A 14,885-nucleotide genomic window follows, 5' to 3' on the forward strand; every position below is an offset into this window, starting at 1 on the left:
CGCTACCTCGGCGGCAAGCAGTGCCCCCGTGGCCGGGCTGTGCCAGTGGGTGGCGATGCCCAGGGTACGCACGGGCAGCCCGAAGGCTGCGGGCGGGGCGGGGCGTCGGATGCGTCCGGGGTCGTCCGCGTCTTTGAGGAAGGGGGTCACGAGGTGAGGGTGGAGAGGATGTCGATCATGAACTCCACGTCTTCCTGTTCCAGGGCCTGCCAGCGGCTGGCGCCGAGGGCTGCGAGCATGGCACGCTCCTTCTCGGTCTGGTGCATGGACAGGAGCTGCCGGGCGATGGCTTCTGCATGGGGCAGCAGCGCCGGGCCGACCAGGAAAACGTGGTGGATGACCTGGATCTGGCTGGTGACCAGTACTCGCAGATCCCGACGTACCAGGGGTGACAGGCCGTTGAAGGCCTCGACCGGCAGGAAGCCGGCGTCGGCGTCGCCCCGGAGCAGGGCCTTGGTCACCTGGATGTAGGTCTCCCGGCGGAGTTCGCGGGTGTTGCCGGCCTCCAGATTGGCTGGTTCAAGCAGGATGCGCCCCAGGGTGTTGACGCAGGGGTCATCGGTGCAGGCGAGGCGAATGCCCGCGGGGAGTTCGGGGATGCTGTGGGCCGGGCTGTCAGCAGCTACCACGACGACCATCTCGTCAGCGTTGCCCTCGGGGCGTGCGATGGCCTGGAAGCCCTTATCCCGGACCAGCAGGGCGGCATCGAAGGGGTTGGCGTAGATCATGTCTACCCGGCCCGCGGCGATGGCCTGTCGCTGGGCTCCGAAGTTGTCGTGGAGCTCCAGGTGGATGGGAAGCCCGAGCTGGCGTTGCAGCCAGGTGTTGAAGATGTACCAGTCGGAGATGCGCTCGTTGGGAAAGCTCGGGCTGACCGTGAAGTTGAAGCTCATGGCCGGCGCATTTCCCGGTACTGGGCTTCGGCGGCGATGACCCGATCACGGGAGGGTTCACGTCGGACGGAAGTGTAGCCGACGACGCAGCCGTCTCGAATGTTGGGGACCACCGTGGCATAGACCCAGTAGTGTCCGCCGTCTTTGCGCAGGTTCTTGACGTAGCCGTTCCACTGACGCCCGGCCCGAACGGTGCTCCAAAGCGCCTGGAAGGTTGCCGCTGGCATGTCCGGGTGGCGAAGAATGTAGTGAGGTTGCCCAATGAGCTCGTCGTGGGTGTAGCCCGACATGTCCACGAAGGATGGATTGCACTGGGTGATGATGCCCCGGGTGTCCGTTCGCGAGACGATCAGCTTGCCGTGGGGGTAAGGCGTTTCAATGTCTGTGACGTGGACCTGGCGGGTGGTCCCGTCGGAATGGATGAGGACGTGGGTGGTGCCGGGGGAAGGATGCACGTCCTCCATGATCACGCTCAACCGAGGATGCGGCCGATGGCATCGGCGGCCCGTCGTACGTCGAGAAACACGAGGCCAAGCTTGGCATTGGGCTTGGCCATGACCGTCAGCACGGCGTCGGCGCCAGCCTGAACCATCAGTACGTAGCCTTTTTCACCTTTGATCAGAACCTGGTCGAGGGCGCCCCGGGACAGTTCCCTGGCGGTGCGGTCACCGAGGGAGAGCATTGCCGCGCTCATCGCTCCGACCCGGTCCTCGTCCACCGTGTTGGGAAGCAGGGCCGCCATCATCAGGCCGTCGGACGAGATGATGGCTGAGGCCTCGATATCCGCTGACGTGCCGTTGAGGTCGTTGAGAACGGTTTGAAGCATGTTTGCGCGCATCGTGCTGTACCTTGCTGGAGAGGGGCCGGACGAACTGCCTTGCGGTGTGTCGACCGGGGGTGTCACGGGGGTGTCGGGGCGTCATTATTTCACATAAGGCCCGGGGTTTAGGGTGGGGCGGGCGCGGCACCGGCAGTATCGGGGCGGGATGGCTGCGGGTAGAATCCGGGGCTGATTGCCTTCGAGGACGGAGCTGTAAGATGGATTTTGACAAGGAAGTGGATGCCCGCGGCCTGAACTGCCCGCTGCCCATCCTGCGCGCCAAGAAGGCGCTGGCGGAGATGCAGCCCGGGCAGATCCTGCACGTGCTGGCGACGGACCCGGGCTCATCCAAGGATTTCGCCGCCTTTGCCCGGCAGACGGGCAACGAGCTGATGTCCCAGGCCGAGTTGCCAGACAAGGCTTTCGAGTTCTTCCTGCGCCGCAAGTAGGCGGGTATGGATGTGTGAAAAAAGGGAGCCGGATGGCTCCCCAGATTGCTGATAAAGCCCCAAGGCCCCGCCCGCCGGGGGCTTGTTTTTTATAATATCGGCATGCTCAGGCCTGCTGTCGCCCCAGCCACCGGGAGGGGTGCTTCCACAAACGCGAGTACGCCTACGATCCGCAGACCGACTGCTACCTCTACGCGCCATGCAAGGGAACCGTTGAACGTAGCTTTGCCGACGCCAAAGAGTTGCATGGGCATCGCTACGCCCGCTTTCGCGGACTGGCCAAGGTTCAAGCCCAATGCCTGCTCTCGGCCGCCTGTCAGAACATGAAGAAGATCGCCCTGCTGCTGACCCGCCGGGCGGCAGCCCTTTTTGGCCCGAAATTCCGGCTTTACCACGCCCTCACAAGCGCTCTACGCGGCCAACATCTCCTCTTTCTCCAGATGAGCGCCACGGGCTCAGGCCGCTACCGGGCGTTTCCTGTCGTCGGAGAGGGCTTCAGAAAGCACGAACCCCCGGAAAAACCGGGGGTTCGTCAGCAGTCTGTGGGGGGCCGGATGGCTCCCCTTTTTTTGCAGGCTCGCGCCGGGGTCAGCGTTCGGAGAGCTTGGCCAGCTGGGGCTTGAGCTTGTCGAGGGTGGCGCTGAAGCTGGCCAGGCGATCCTTTTCCTGGGCCACCACGGCGGCGGGGGCACGGGCAACGAAGCTCTCATTGGAGAGCTTGGCGTTGGCCTTGGTGATCTCGCCTTCGATGCGGGCGATCTCCTTGGCAATGCGCTCGCGCTCGGCGGCGATGTCGATCTCCACCTTGAGCATCAGGCGCTGCTCGCCAACGATGGCGACCGGTGCCAGTTCTTCGCTGCTGATCTCCTCCACCACCTGGACCTCGGACAGCTTGGCGAGGCCGGCGATGTAGGGGGCGAACTTGCTCAGGCGCTCGGCATTGCCGCTGGCCACAAGAGGCATGCGTTGGGCGGGAGAGATGTTCATCTCGCCGCGCAGGTTGCGGCAGGCGTAGATCAGACTCTTGAGTTCGGCCACGTCGGCTTCGCTCTTCTCGTCGATGCGGCCCAGGTCGGCTTCGGGGTAGCGGGCCAGGCACAGGCTGTCCACGTCCTTGCGGCCGGCCAGCGGGGCGACGGTCTGCCACAGCTCTTCGGTAACGAAGGGGATCAGCGGGTGGGCCAGGCGCAGGATGGTCTCCAGGACGCGGATCAGGGTGCGGCGGGTGCCACGCTGCTGGGCTTCGTTGCCCGTGTTGATCTGGACCTTGGCGAGCTCCAGATACCAGTCGCAGTACTCGTCCCAGATGAACTCATAGACGGTCTTGGAGACGAGGTCGAAACGGTACTCGGTGAAGTGCTGGGCGATCTCGGCTTCGACGCGCTGCAGGCGGCTGACGATCCAGCGGTCGGCAAAGGAGAAGTCGAGGGGGCCGTTGCCGCCGCAGCTGGGGCCGTCCTGCTTGTGCTCAAGGCCCAGGTCGTGGCCCTGGACGTTCATCAGCACGAAGCGGGTGGCGTTCCACAGCTTGTTGCAGAAGTTGCGGTAGCCCTCGCAGCGGCTCATGTCGAACTTGATGTCGCGGCCGGGGCTGGCCAGGCTGGCGAAGGTGAAGCGCAGGGCGTCGGTGCCGAAGGCGGGGATGCCTTCCGGGAATTCCTTGCGGGTCTTCTTCTCGATGCTGGCCGCCTGCTTGGGGTTCATCAGGCCGGTGGTGCGCTTGGCCACCAGGGCGTCGATGCCGATGCCGTCGATCAGGTCGATGGGGTCGAGCACGTTGCCCTTCGACTTGGACATCTTGGCGCCTTCGGCGTCGCGGATGAGGCCGTGCACATAGACGTGCTTGAAGGGGATCTTGCCGGTGATGTGCTTGGTCATCATGACCATGCGCGCCACCCAGAAGAAGATGATGTCGAAGCCGGTGACGAGCACGGTGGACGGCAGGTAGAGATCCAGCGCGTCATTGGACTGGGCCGGGTAGTCCGGGGTCCAGTCGAGGGTGGAGAAGGGCCACAGGGCGGACGAATACCAGGTATCGAGCACGTCCGGATCGCGGCTGAGGGCGCCGGTGTAGCCGGCCTTTTCGGCCAGGGCGCGGGCTTCGTCCTCGCTGTGGGCGACGAAGGTCTCGCCGTTGTCGCCGTACCAGGCGGGGATCTGATGGCCCCACCACAGCTGGCGGGAGATGCACCAGTCCTGAATGTTGTTGAGCCACTGGTTGTAGGTGTTGACCCAGTTGCCGGGCACGAACTCGATCTCGCCCGAGGAGACGACTTCGAGCGCCTTTTCGGTGATGGACTTGCCGTCTTCACCGGGTTTGGACATGGCCACGAACCACTGGTCGGTGAGCATCGGCTCGATGACCACGCCGGTGCGGTCGCCACGGGGCACCTGGAGCTTGTGGGGCTTGACCTCGCCGAGCAGGCCGAGGGCCTCGAACTGGGCCACCACCTGCTTGCGGGCCTCGAAGCGATCCAGGCCGGCGAGGCTGACGGGCAGCGTCACGGAGCCGCTGACCTGACCCTGAGTGACCACGCTGCCCTGGGCAGGCACAGTACCTTCGAGGGTCAGCACGATGATCATCGGCAGGCCGTGGCGCAGGCCGACGGCGTAGTCGTTGAAGTCGTGGGCCGGGGTGACCTTGACCACGCCGGTGCCGAATTCACGGTCGACGTACTCGTCGGCAATGATGGGGATCTCGCGATCGACCAGCGGCAGACGAACCGTCTTGCCGATCAGGTGGGCGTAGCGCTCGTCTTCCGGGTGCACCATCACGGCGGTGTCGCCGAGCATGGTCTCAGGCCGGGTGGTGGCCACGGTGAGGCTGCCGCTGCCATCGGCCAGCGGATAGCTCAGGTGCCACATGAAGCCGTCTTCTTCTTCCTGGACGACTTCCAGGTCGGACACGGCGGTGTGCAGTTTCGGGTCCCAGTTGACCAGACGCTTGCCGCGGTAGATCAGGCCTTCGTTGTAGAGGCGCACGAAGGTCTCGGTGACCACCTTGTTGAGACCCGCGTCCATGGTGAAGCGCTCGCGGCTCCAGTCGGGGCTGGTGCCCATGCGGCGCATTTGCTGGGTGATGGTGCCGCCGGAGTACTCCTTCCATTCCCAGACCTTCTCGAGGAACTTCTCGCGGCCGAGGTCGTGACGGGAGACGCCCTGGGCGTCCAGCTGGCGTTCAACGACGATCTGGGTGGCGATGCCGGCGTGGTCGGTGCCAGGCTGCCACAGGGTGTTCCAGCCGCGCATCCGGTGGTAGCGGGTGAGCGCGTCCATGATGGTCTGGTTGAAACCGTGACCCATGTGCAGGGTCCCGGTGACGTTGGGCGGCGGCAGCAGGATGCAGAAGGATTGATCGGCAGGCTTGCTGCGGTCGAGACCGGCGGCAAAGTAGCCGCTCGATTCCCAGTGCTCATACCAGCGGCGTTCAATCTCCGCCGGCTCGAAACTCTTGGCCAGTTCCATGGGGTCTGTCTTTGAAGGCAAAACGCGGATTATAACGGATGCCCCCGCCCCGCCCGTCGGGAAGACTTGGCGGAGGAGGGGGGGAAAGGGTGAGTTCAGGCCTCGGAATCGTTGTCGAGGCGGCTGGCGATCTCGGCAGAGATGAGCGGTAGCAGGCTGTGCTGCAGTTGGGTGACTGCTTTTACCCGGAGGCGCTCGGCCAGATCGTCAAGCTCCCGGGAGACAAGTTGGGGGAGTTCGGTGGCGACCCAGTCCTCGATCAGGCGCTTAATGGCGATGTCGAGTTCGACGATCCGCCCGGCGAGATCGGGGGCGGGCGCGAGCACGGGGGGCTGAAGTTCGGGCTCGGGCTCGGGCTCGACAGCCTCAAGGATGATCGGCTCGCTGTCGCCGATGAAGGGCTCGATCCGCTCGTCCACCACGTCGGTCAGCACCGGCAGGTCGTCGCTATCGCCGCTTTCAGGCACCGCCAGTCTGTGCTGCGATGCTTCGGCTTCGTCGTCTTCCAGAGAGATCTCGAATTCGGGCTTGTGGGAGGTGTTCATTCGCCGCTCCGTTGGGCGAGATCGTGGGCGCTGAGCGGCAGGCCCTGTTGCTTGTAGCGCCGGTAGCGGCCACGGGCGGCCTGGCGCTCTTCGTCGGTGGGGCCGACGATTTCGATGACAAGGTCGAAGCGGCTGAAGCCATCGGGCAACTCGTCACCCAGGTTGATCAGTACGTCTTGGTGGGGAAGGGCGTCGAGCCGGCTACCGATGACCACCGGGGTTTCGGCGGCCAGCGGTGAATCCACCGCCACATGGGGTACGAAGGCCAGGGGCTGAAACCCCCACAGCATCTGGTCGAAATGCCGGGCAACGTGGCTTTCCGGCGCGAACACCGAGACCCGCCGCCCGTTGGCTTCGGCCTTGGCCGCGAGCACGCAGGCCACCCGAAGGCGGTCTGGCGCATTGTGGTAGAAGCGGATCTCGGTGCTCACGGTTGGCGTTTCAGCGTCCGGCCCGGTTCATCAGGAAGCGGGTCAGCAGCGGCACCGGGCGGCCGGTGGCGCCCTTGTCGCCGCCGGACTTCCAGGCGGTGCCGGCAATGTCCAGGTGTGCCCACTTGTAGGCTTTGGTGAAACGGGCCAGGAAGCATGCGGCGGTGATGGTGCCCGCGCCCTTGGTGCCGATGTTGGGGATGTCGGCGAAGTTGCTCTTGAGCATGTCCTGGTATTCATCCCACAGGGGCAGCTGCCAGGCCTTGTCGCCGGCCGCCTGGCCCGAGGCCAGCAACTCGGCCGCGAGGGCGTCGTCGTTGGCCAGCAGACCCGAGGTGAGGTTGCCCAGGGCGATGATGCAAGCGCCGGTGAGGGTGGCGATGTCCACCACCGCCACCGGGTCGAAGCGCTCGGCGTAGGTGAGGGCATCGCACAGGATCAGGCGGCCTTCAGCATCGGTGTTGAGGATCTCGATGGTCTGGCCGGACATGGAGGTGACGATGTCGCCAGGCTTGACGGCCGAGCCGCCAGGCATGTTCTCGGTGGTGGGGATCAGGCCTACGACGTTGATGGGCAACTCCATCCGTGCAATGGCCTTGAAGGTCCCCAACACACTGGCAGCACCGCACATGTCGTACTTCATCTCGTCCATGCCTTCGCCGGGCTTGAGGGAGATGCCGCCGGTGTCGAAGGTGATGCCCTTGCCCACCAGCACGACCGGCTTGTCCTTCGGCTTGCCGCCTTTGTAGTTGAGAATGATGAACTTGGGCGGTTCGTGGGAACCTTGGGCCACGGAGAGCAGGGAGCCCATGCCGAGCTTTTCCATGTCGGCACGTTCAAGGATCTCGACCTTGATCTTGTGCTCCTTGGCGAGCTTTTTGGCGGTGGTGGCCAGATAGCCAGGGGTGCAGACGTTGCCGGGGAGGTTGCCGAGGGTCTTCGCCAGGGCCATGCCATCGGCGATCGCCTCGCCGTCACGCAGGGCGGCATCGAGGTCAGCGGGGTGCTTGCTGCGGGTGATGAAGGCGAGCTTCTTGACACCCTTCTTTGATTCGTCCTTTTTTGATTTCAGCTCGTCGCAGCGGTAAGTGTTGTCCTTGAGGATCTGGGTGGCCTGGGCAATGCGCCAGGCGTCGTCGCGGCCGGGAAGATCCACGTCGGCCAGGCAAAAGGCAGCGTCGTCGGCGGGGGAGGCGGCCAACTGGCGGGCGGCCGCCGACACCGCGTCGCGATAAGTCTTGTCGGTGAGTTCGCCGGCCTTGCCCAGGCTGACCAGCAGCACGCGCGGCGTGGCCAGGCCGGGAAGGGCGTGAAGAGTGAGGCTGGCACCGAGCTTGTCGTCCAGATCGCCCCGGGCGAGGATGGCCGCAATGGCGCCGTCCGAGGCCTTGTCGAGGGCCTTTGCGGCTGCGCTCAGCTCACCGCCGGCAAACACGCCTGCCACCACGCAGCCGTTCTTGAGTTTTTCCGGCGACCCGGCCTTTATGGTAAATTCCACCCGCTTCTCCTTGGAAACACGCGTCAATTGGGACTTTGCGGCACATTATGGCCGGCACCCCGGCAGACGTCAAAAAGGCCTTTCCCCGGCGCGATCACTTCCTCCGCATGATTTTTCTCCGAGCCGCCCAGCGCGAATTCACGCAGAACGCCGTGGCGGTCTTTGTGGCCTTGTTCGCCATCCTGATTTCCACCGTTCTCATCCGGCTGCTCGGGCAGGCCGCTGGGGGACGGGTGCCCGCCGATGCGGTGCTGGCCTTGATCGGCTTCGGTGCCATTGCCCAGATGCCGGTGGTGTTGTCGCTCACGGTGTTCATTGCGATCCTGATGTCCTTGTCCCGTAGCTACCGGGATTCCGAGATGGTGGTGTGGTTTTCCAGTGGCCTGCCGCTGACCGCATGGATGCGGCCGGTGCTGCGGTTTTCGGTGCCGGTGGTGGTGCTCATCGCCGCCATGTCGCTATTTGTGGCGCCCTGGGCCCAGAAAAAGAGCGTCGAGTACAAGGAGCAACTCAACAACCGGGATGATGTATCCCGGGTTGCGCCCGGCATGTTTCGTGAATCTTCCGGGGGCGAGCGGGTGTTTTTCGTCGAGGCTTTGTCAGGAGACGAGGGGCGCGTTCGTAACGTTTTTGCCAGCAGCATGCAGAACGGGCGCCTTGGAGTGATGGTGGCGGCCCAGGGGCACATGGAGGTGGATGCCTCGGGTAATCGTTTTGTGGTGCTGGAGAATGGCCGGCGTTACGAGGGGACACCCGGTACGCCCAGTTACCGGGTCATGGAGTTCGAGCGTTACCAGATCCGTATGGAGTCCAAGGAGGTCAGTGGCGGGCCGCGCCAGCCCAAGACCCTGACCCTGCCGGCGCTGCTCAAGAACCCCGACAAGCGCAATCAGGGCGAGCTGCTTGGCCGCATCAGCACGCCTGTGCTGGCTATCATGCTGGCCCTGCTGGCTATTCCCCTTTCTTTCGTGAATCCCCGTGCTGGCCGCACCAATAACCTGATTCTGGCGGTGCTGGTTTACCTTATCTACAGCAACGCCCTCAGCGTGTGTCAGGCGTGGGTTGGCCAGGGGCGACTGCGTTTCGAGGTGGGTCTGCTGGCGCCTCATCTGATCATGCTGGGCGTGCTGGCCATCCTGTTCTACAAGCGCCTGAGCGTGTTTGCCCGGTGGCGGAGAGGCTGATGATCCCTGTCTATATCCGCTATATCAGTCGCGAGATCTACGCTGCAGTAGCCTTGGTGCTGTTGGCCTTTCTCGGGCTTTTTGCCTTCTTCGATCTGGTCAATGAGCTTGATGAGGTCGGCAAGAACGGTTACGCCCTGCACCATGCGGCCATCTATGTGGCGATGATCATGCCGGGCCGGGTGTATGAACTCATGCCCATCGCTGTGCTGATCGGCAGCCTGTATGCGCTGACAACCCTCGCCCGTCATTCCGAAATCACCGTGCTGCGGGCTTCGGGCTTGTCGACCCGGCGTTTTCTGCTGGCCTTGCTATCCGTGGGTAGTGTTTTCGTGCTGCTGACCTTTGTGTTTGGCGAGTATCTGGCACCCCCGGCCGAGCGAGCCGCCCAGCAGTGGCGTCTGGCTGCGACCCGCTCGATGGTGTCCCAGGAATTGCGGACCGGGCTGTGGGTCCGGGACGGCAACCTGTTTGTAAATGTCCGCAGCATCCTTCCGGATACCTCGCTGCAAGGCGTGCGCATCTACGAGTTCGATGATCGCGCAGCCCTCGTGTCCATCAGTGAGGCGGAGTCCGGTGCCTATCAGGAGGGGGCTGGATGGCGTTTGAAAGGGGTTGGAAAGACCGTTTTTCTCGGGGAGCGCACTGAGATCCTCAAGTTGCCGGAGTTGGTGTGGCGTTCCGAGTTGACGCCGGATGTGCTGTCTGTGTTGATGGTCGTGCCCGAGCGGATGTCGGTGACCACGCTGTATTCCTACATCCGTCACCTGGAAGAGAACAAGCAGCGCACCACCCGCTACGAGATCGCGCTGTGGAAGAAGCTGGCCTACCCGTTTGCAGCGCTCGTCATGATGGGGCTGGCATTGCCCTTCGGCTACATGCAGACACGCATGGGTGGAGTCAGCCTGAAGGTGTTCTCCGGGATCATGATCGGGGTCGGATTCCACCTTCTGAACGGCCTCTTCTCCAACCTGGGTGTCATCAATGGCTGGGTGCCGGCGGTGGCTGCGCTCACGCCTAGCATCGCCTTCCTGTTGGCGGCGATGGGCATGATGTGGTGGGTGGAGCGTCGCTAGCGGGTGTTCATGCCAAGGTGGACGCGGGCAGCAGCACGATGCGCGTGCCCGCCAGCCGGTCGTGCAAAAACTGTCGGTCTTTGTCGATAAGGGCCCAGATCACTCCGGCGCCGAAAAACAGCACTGAAGGCCACGCTAGAGCGTATCTGATCCAGCCCTGGCGCAAGGAGACGGGCTTGCCGTCGCTGTTGACGATGCGCAATTTCCAGGTCTGCATGGCCAGGGTCTGTCCGCCGCGGCGCCAGTACCAAAGAAAGTACATCCCGAGTACGGCGAAGATGTAGATCCAGAGCACGCCGCCTCTGGGGGTGTAGTCAGTGCCGATGCCGAGGACGAGCAAGGGCACCATGAAGGTTAGTGCTAGGACTCCAAGCAACAGCAGCGACTCGTAGAGCATGCTGGCGAGTCGGCGGCGCAGACCGGCGAGTTCGACTGTCTGGCGGCGGGCAGACAGCCCCCCGTTTGCATTGGCTTTTGAGGGCATGAGACTCAAGTCAGGGTTTGATGCCCGCGGCGACGGTCTGGCCGGCGGGCGTGCCTACTTCCTCGGTAGGAGTGTGAGGCGGGGCAGGGGCTGGGATGAGCGGTGCAGCGGGCTCCGGGGCGGGGGGCGGAGCGGCCACGACATGCTTGCGTGGCACGATGACACGCGGTGGTGGCTGTTCCGTCAATGGTTTGAGCGGTGTGGCAGCGGTCTTTGTGCGGGGTGGCTTGACTGGCGGTTTGGCCGCTGCTTCCTTGAAGCGGCTCTTTTCCTCGCTGGGGAGTTCCTGATAGGCGTTCCACTTCTCCCGAAGGACCTCCCGCTTTTCAGGGGCGATACGCTGCAGGTTGCGGTATTGATCCCGTGCCGTGGTTCGCTGTTCAGGAGTAAGGGAAAACCATGTTTCCATCCGTCGTTGCAGGCGTGACTGCTCCTCGGGGGTGTAACCCGGGAAACGATCAGCAATCCCCACCCATTTGCGCCTTCTGTCGTCAGGAAGATCCTTCCATTCGCTCGCAAGGGGGGCAAGGGTGCGTTGCTGATCCGGTGACAGATCCTTCCAGGCCGGTGCCGTGATAGGGGGGGTGGCCAGTGCCTGGGCAGAGCAGGCGACAACGAAGGCGGAGATCAGTCCGGTGAGTCGTTTTGAACCCATGCGTCGAATCCGCGATCCAGGTAAGCGTCTATCGGGAGGTCGTCGGCGAGCAGTGCGCTATCGACTTCTTCAAGGTCGGCGGCGCGCTGCCATTCACCCAGGAAACCGCTGCCCAGGGCGGCAAGAATGACCAGTATCATGGCCAGCGTGGTACGACCCTGGGGCAGGATGTGCTCGGAGAAGGTTTGGCCAAGCCCGGCCAAGCTGAGCTTTCGCACCGTCTTCTTCTGTCGGGAGAGGGCGCGCTGACGGGCCTGAAGCAGGCGGTCGGCAACCGGGGTGGAAACGTTGCGCGCAGACACGTTAAGGTGCTGGCGGAGCCGGAGTTGGAAGTCCTGTTCGTTCATGGTTTGATACCTTTTGCAGCAAGTGCAGCGGCAAGAGTGTGCGTGGCACGCGAGCAATGTGTCTTCACGCTGCCCTCAGAGCATCCCATTGCCGCTGCAGTTTCAGCGATGTCCATTTCTTCCCAGTAACGCATCAGGAAGGCTTCGCGTTGACGGGCAGGGAGCTTTTCGATTTCCCTTTCTATGGCGCCTAGCGTCTGGCGTTGTTCCAGCTGAGTCTGCGGGGACTCGCTTTTGTGGTCGCCGTCTGCGGATTCAAGCGTGTCGAGAGGGTCGTGCTCGTCGTCTTCTGGTCCAGAGAAGGCTGACAGCAGGGTGGTCCACATGTTGCGAACCTTCTGGCGGCGGTAGTGATCCCGGATGGCGTTCTGCAGGATGCGCTGGAACAGCATGGGAAGTTCGGCGAGGGGCTTGTCCCCGTACTTCTCGGCGAGGCGCATCATTGAGTCCTGCACGATGTCGAGAGCAGACTCTTCGTTGCGGACTGCGAACAAGGCTTGCTTGAAGGCCCGTTTTTCGACGCTGGCGAGGAAATCCGATAGTTCGAGACGGGATGGCAGGGGATGATCCTCGGTGATCCGGGTAGGGTGTTCCCGGAGGTCGTCGGTTGGTGGTGCTGTGGCAGGAGAGGGGGCACCGATACGGTGCGCCTTGACCAATCGCCGGGTCGGCGGTATGGTTCAACGTTTTACATCGCCGATATAGCTCGGGTGCAGTGATGGTCATTACCGGTGCAGAAATTGTAATCAGGTGCCTCCAGGAAGAAAAGGTCGATTATCTTTTCGGCTATCCAGGTGGCGCCGTCCTGTACATCTACGACGAGCTCTTCAAGCAGGACAAGGTCCGTCACGTCCTGGTTCGCCACGAGCAGGCGGCCATTCACGCCGCAGATGGATACGCGCGCTCCACCGAGAAGGTGGGGGTTGCGCTGGTGACCTCCGGGCCGGGCGCGACCAACGCGGTCACGGGTATCGCCACGGCGTTCTGTGACTCGATTCCGATGGTGGTCATCTCCGGTCAGGTGCCCTCCGCAGCTATCGGCCAGGATGCCTTTCAGGAAGTGGATACGGTCGGTATCACCCGCCCCTGCGTCAAGCACAATTTCCTTGTGCGTGATGTGCGTGATATCGCGGAGACGATCAAGAAAGCCTTCTACCTGGCGAAAACCGGCCGGCCCGGCCCGGTTTTGGTGGATATCCCGAAGGACATCACCGCCCAGAAGTGCGAATTCGTCTACCCGCAAACGGTGTCGATGCGCTCATATAGCCCGACGGTCAAGGGGCATCACGGTCAGATCAAGAAAGCCCTGCAACTGCTCTTGGAGGCTAAGCGCCCCATGGTCTATGCGGGTGGTGGCGTAGTTCTCGGCGACGCCGCCGACAAGCTGACGGCGCTGGTGCGCAAGCTCGGTTTCCCCTGTACCAACACGCTTATGGGTTTGGGAGGCTACCCGGCAACCGACCGGCAGTCCCTCGGCATGCTGGGCATGCATGGCAACTACGAAGCCAATATGGGCATGCATTACTGCGATGTCCTGCTTGCCGTGGGCGCCCGCTTCGATGACCGGGTGATCGGCAGCCCTGCGCACTTTGCGTCCGAGCCGAGAAAGATCATTCATATCGATATTGATCCGTCTTCCATCTCCAAGCGCGTCAAGGTCGATGTGCCCATCGTCGGTGATGTGGGCGAGGTCCTTGGCGAGTTGCTGGCGCTTCTTGACAGTACGGCCGAAAAGCCCGATCAGGAGTCCCTGGGCGGCTGGTGGAAGCAGATTGATGAATGGCGTCGTCGCGACTGCCTGAAGTTTTCCCAGGGTGAAGGGCTGATCAAGCCCCAGTACGTTATCCAGAAACTTTGGGAAGTCACCGGCGGCGACGCTTTCGTGACATCCGACGTGGGCCAGCATCAGATGTGGGCTGCCCAGTACTACAAGTTCGACAAGCCGCGTCGCTGGGTGAATTCTGGTGGCCTGGGTACCATGGGCTTCGGCCTGCCTGCTGCCATGGGTGTCCAGCTGGCGCATCCGGGCTCGCCCGTCGCCTGTGTCACCGGCGAAGGCTCTATCCAGATGAACATCCAGGAACTGTCCACCTGCAAGCAGTTCCGCCTGCCCATCAAGGTCATTCTGCTCAACAATGGCTACCTCGGCATGGTGCGTCAGTGGCAGGAGCTGTTCCACGGCAATCGTTACTCCGAATCCTACATGGATGCCTTGCCCGACTTCTCGAAGCTTGCTGCGGCCTATGGTCATGTTGGCCTGCGTGTCGACAAGCCGGGGGATGTGGAGGGTGCGCTGCGGGAGGCTTTCAAGCAGAAGAACGATCTGGTGTTCCTCGATTTTCAGGTTGATGCCACCGAGAACGTTTATCCCATGGTTCAGGGCGGCAAAGGGTTGACAGACATGATCCTGTCGGCCGAGGACCTCTGACCTGCCGGGATGCTTGCTGTGGGAAAAGGCCTGCAGCGGCTTCCCGAATCATCACAGATGCTCGACGCCGCATGGTTGCGCGGGCTGATGGTCATCCAGAATACAACGCCTATGAGACACGTCATCTCCCTTCTCATCGAGAATGAATCCGGGGCGCTATCGCGCGTTTCCGGCCTGTTTTCCGCGCGCGGCTACAATATCGAATCGCTCACGGTGGCCCCGACCGAAGATGCATCGCTGTCCCGCATGACGATCGTCACCACGGGGTCGGACGACGTCGTCGAGCAGATCACCAAGCACCTAAACAAGCTGGTCGAGGTGGTCAAGGTGGTCGACCTGTCCGAATCCGCCCATATCGAGCGCGAGCTGATGCTGGTCAAGGTGCGGGCTACGGGCAAGGACCGGGAGGAAGTGAAGCGTATGGCTGACATCTTCCGGGGCCGTATCATCGATGTGACTGATACCAGCTACGTGATCGAGCTGACAGGAAATCAGGCCAAGCTTGATTCCTTTGTCGGTGCGATCGAAGCGGGCTTGATTCTCGAAACCGTTCGCTCCGGAATCTGTGGCGTAGGCCGTGGTGACCGGGTTCTGAAAGTTTGATGCGGGG

General features: G+C 62.9%; 16 protein-coding genes and 1 pseudogene. 6 read left to right on the forward strand and 11 right to left on the reverse strand.

Annotated features, from left to right (window positions below):
* Positions 1-146: 146 nt before the first annotated feature.
* The 3 genes from PHI64_RS15845 to PHI64_RS15855 are packed head-to-tail and all read right to left on the reverse strand — an operon-like array spanning position 147 to position 1,719.
* Entirely contained in the window at positions 147-893 is a 747-nt protein-coding gene (locus PHI64_RS15845) for a phosphate/phosphite/phosphonate ABC transporter substrate-binding protein (RefSeq protein ID WP_299884584.1), read from the reverse strand.
* Positions 890-1,357 carry a PAS domain-containing protein gene (locus tag PHI64_RS15850; RefSeq protein ID WP_299884587.1) on the reverse strand — a complete coding sequence of 156 codons (468 nt, stop codon included), beginning with the start codon at positions 1,355-1,357 and terminating at the stop codon, positions 890-892. Before PHI64_RS15850 ends, PHI64_RS15845 begins: the two co-directional genes overlap by 4 nt.
* Positions 1,358-1,365: 8 nt before the next feature.
* Positions 1,366-1,719 carry a roadblock/LC7 domain-containing protein gene (locus tag PHI64_RS15855; RefSeq protein ID WP_296564112.1) on the reverse strand — a complete coding sequence of 118 codons (354 nt, stop codon included), beginning with the start codon at positions 1,717-1,719 and terminating at the stop codon, positions 1,366-1,368.
* 212 nt (positions 1,720-1,931) lie between these two features.
* Between PHI64_RS15855 and PHI64_RS15860 the strand changes: the two genes are divergently transcribed.
* Together PHI64_RS15860 and PHI64_RS15865 are read left to right on the forward strand one after the other, a co-directional pair.
* Complete coding sequence (locus tag PHI64_RS15860; RefSeq protein WP_299884591.1) at positions 1,932-2,162, forward strand: sulfurtransferase TusA family protein; 231 nt, start codon at positions 1,932-1,934, stop codon at positions 2,160-2,162.
* A gap of 203 nt (positions 2,163-2,365) precedes the next feature.
* A pseudogene (locus PHI64_RS15865) lies at positions 2,366-2,515 on the forward strand (transposase); the annotation flags it as partial.
* Positions 2,516-2,750: 235 nt separating this feature from the next.
* Here the strand turns inward: PHI64_RS15865 and PHI64_RS15870 are convergent.
* The 4 genes from PHI64_RS15870 to PHI64_RS15885 form a co-directional block, all read right to left on the reverse strand.
* Positions 2,751-5,627 (reverse strand): valine--tRNA ligase, encoded by a 2,877-nt coding sequence (locus PHI64_RS15870; RefSeq protein ID WP_299884594.1) that lies wholly within the window; start codon positions 5,625-5,627, stop codon positions 2,751-2,753.
* Positions 5,628-5,722: 95 nt separating this feature from the next.
* Positions 5,723-6,172 carry a hypothetical protein gene (locus PHI64_RS15875; protein WP_299884597.1) on the reverse strand — a complete coding sequence of 150 codons (450 nt, stop codon included), beginning with the start codon at positions 6,170-6,172 and terminating at the stop codon, positions 5,723-5,725.
* A complete protein-coding gene (locus tag PHI64_RS15880) occupies positions 6,169-6,603 on the reverse strand; it encodes a DNA polymerase III subunit chi (protein WP_299884600.1) in 435 nt (144 codons plus the stop codon). The genes PHI64_RS15875 and PHI64_RS15880 overlap by 4 nt, the downstream gene beginning before the upstream one ends.
* A gap of 10 nt (positions 6,604-6,613) precedes the next feature.
* A complete protein-coding gene (locus PHI64_RS15885; RefSeq protein WP_299884603.1) occupies positions 6,614-8,101 on the reverse strand; it encodes a leucyl aminopeptidase in 1,488 nt (495 codons plus the stop codon).
* 107 nt (positions 8,102-8,208) lie between these two features.
* On the opposite strand from PHI64_RS15885, the gene lptF reads away from it, so the two are divergent.
* Complete coding sequence (gene lptF / locus PHI64_RS15890) at positions 8,209-9,285, forward strand: LPS export ABC transporter permease LptF (protein WP_299884606.1); 1,077 nt, start codon at positions 8,209-8,211, stop codon at positions 9,283-9,285.
* A complete protein-coding gene (gene lptG / locus PHI64_RS15895) occupies positions 9,285-10,361 on the forward strand; it encodes an LPS export ABC transporter permease LptG (protein ID WP_299884609.1) in 1,077 nt (358 codons plus the stop codon). The genes lptF and lptG overlap by 1 nt, the downstream gene beginning before the upstream one ends.
* 7 nt (positions 10,362-10,368) lie before the next feature.
* Here the strand turns inward: lptG and PHI64_RS15900 are convergent, their stop codons facing one another.
* Genes PHI64_RS15900 through PHI64_RS15915 form a run of 4 tightly spaced genes read right to left on the reverse strand, consistent with a single transcriptional unit; the run spans position 10,369 to position 12,506 of the window.
* Complete coding sequence (locus tag PHI64_RS15900) at positions 10,369-10,845, reverse strand: RDD family protein (RefSeq protein WP_299884612.1); 477 nt, start codon at positions 10,843-10,845, stop codon at positions 10,369-10,371.
* A gap of 10 nt (positions 10,846-10,855) precedes the next feature.
* Complete coding sequence (locus PHI64_RS15905) at positions 10,856-11,500, reverse strand: DUF3106 domain-containing protein (protein WP_299884615.1); 645 nt, start codon at positions 11,498-11,500, stop codon at positions 10,856-10,858.
* Complete coding sequence (locus PHI64_RS15910; protein ID WP_299884617.1) at positions 11,473-11,847, reverse strand: DUF3619 family protein; 375 nt, start codon at positions 11,845-11,847, stop codon at positions 11,473-11,475. The genes PHI64_RS15905 and PHI64_RS15910 overlap by 28 nt, the downstream gene beginning before the upstream one ends.
* Positions 11,844-12,506: an RNA polymerase sigma factor gene (locus PHI64_RS15915; protein ID WP_299884620.1), complete on the reverse strand. Its 663-nt coding sequence runs from the start codon at positions 12,504-12,506 to the stop codon at positions 11,844-11,846. Before PHI64_RS15915 ends, PHI64_RS15910 begins: the two co-directional genes overlap by 4 nt.
* 59 nt (positions 12,507-12,565) lie before the next feature.
* On the opposite strand from PHI64_RS15915, the gene PHI64_RS15920 reads away from it, so the two are divergent.
* Together PHI64_RS15920 and ilvN are read left to right on the forward strand one after the other, a co-directional pair.
* Positions 12,566-14,275: an acetolactate synthase 3 catalytic subunit gene (locus PHI64_RS15920; protein ID WP_299884622.1), complete on the forward strand. Its 1,710-nt coding sequence runs from the start codon at positions 12,566-12,568 to the stop codon at positions 14,273-14,275.
* 111 nt (positions 14,276-14,386) lie between these two features.
* Complete coding sequence (ilvN, locus tag PHI64_RS15925) at positions 14,387-14,878, forward strand: acetolactate synthase small subunit (RefSeq protein WP_299884684.1); 492 nt, start codon at positions 14,387-14,389, stop codon at positions 14,876-14,878.
* Positions 14,879-14,885: the final 7 nt, after the last annotated feature.

The organism is Zoogloea sp. (assembly GCF_028689785.1).
Lineage (GTDB): Bacteria > Pseudomonadota > Gammaproteobacteria > Burkholderiales > Rhodocyclaceae > Zoogloea.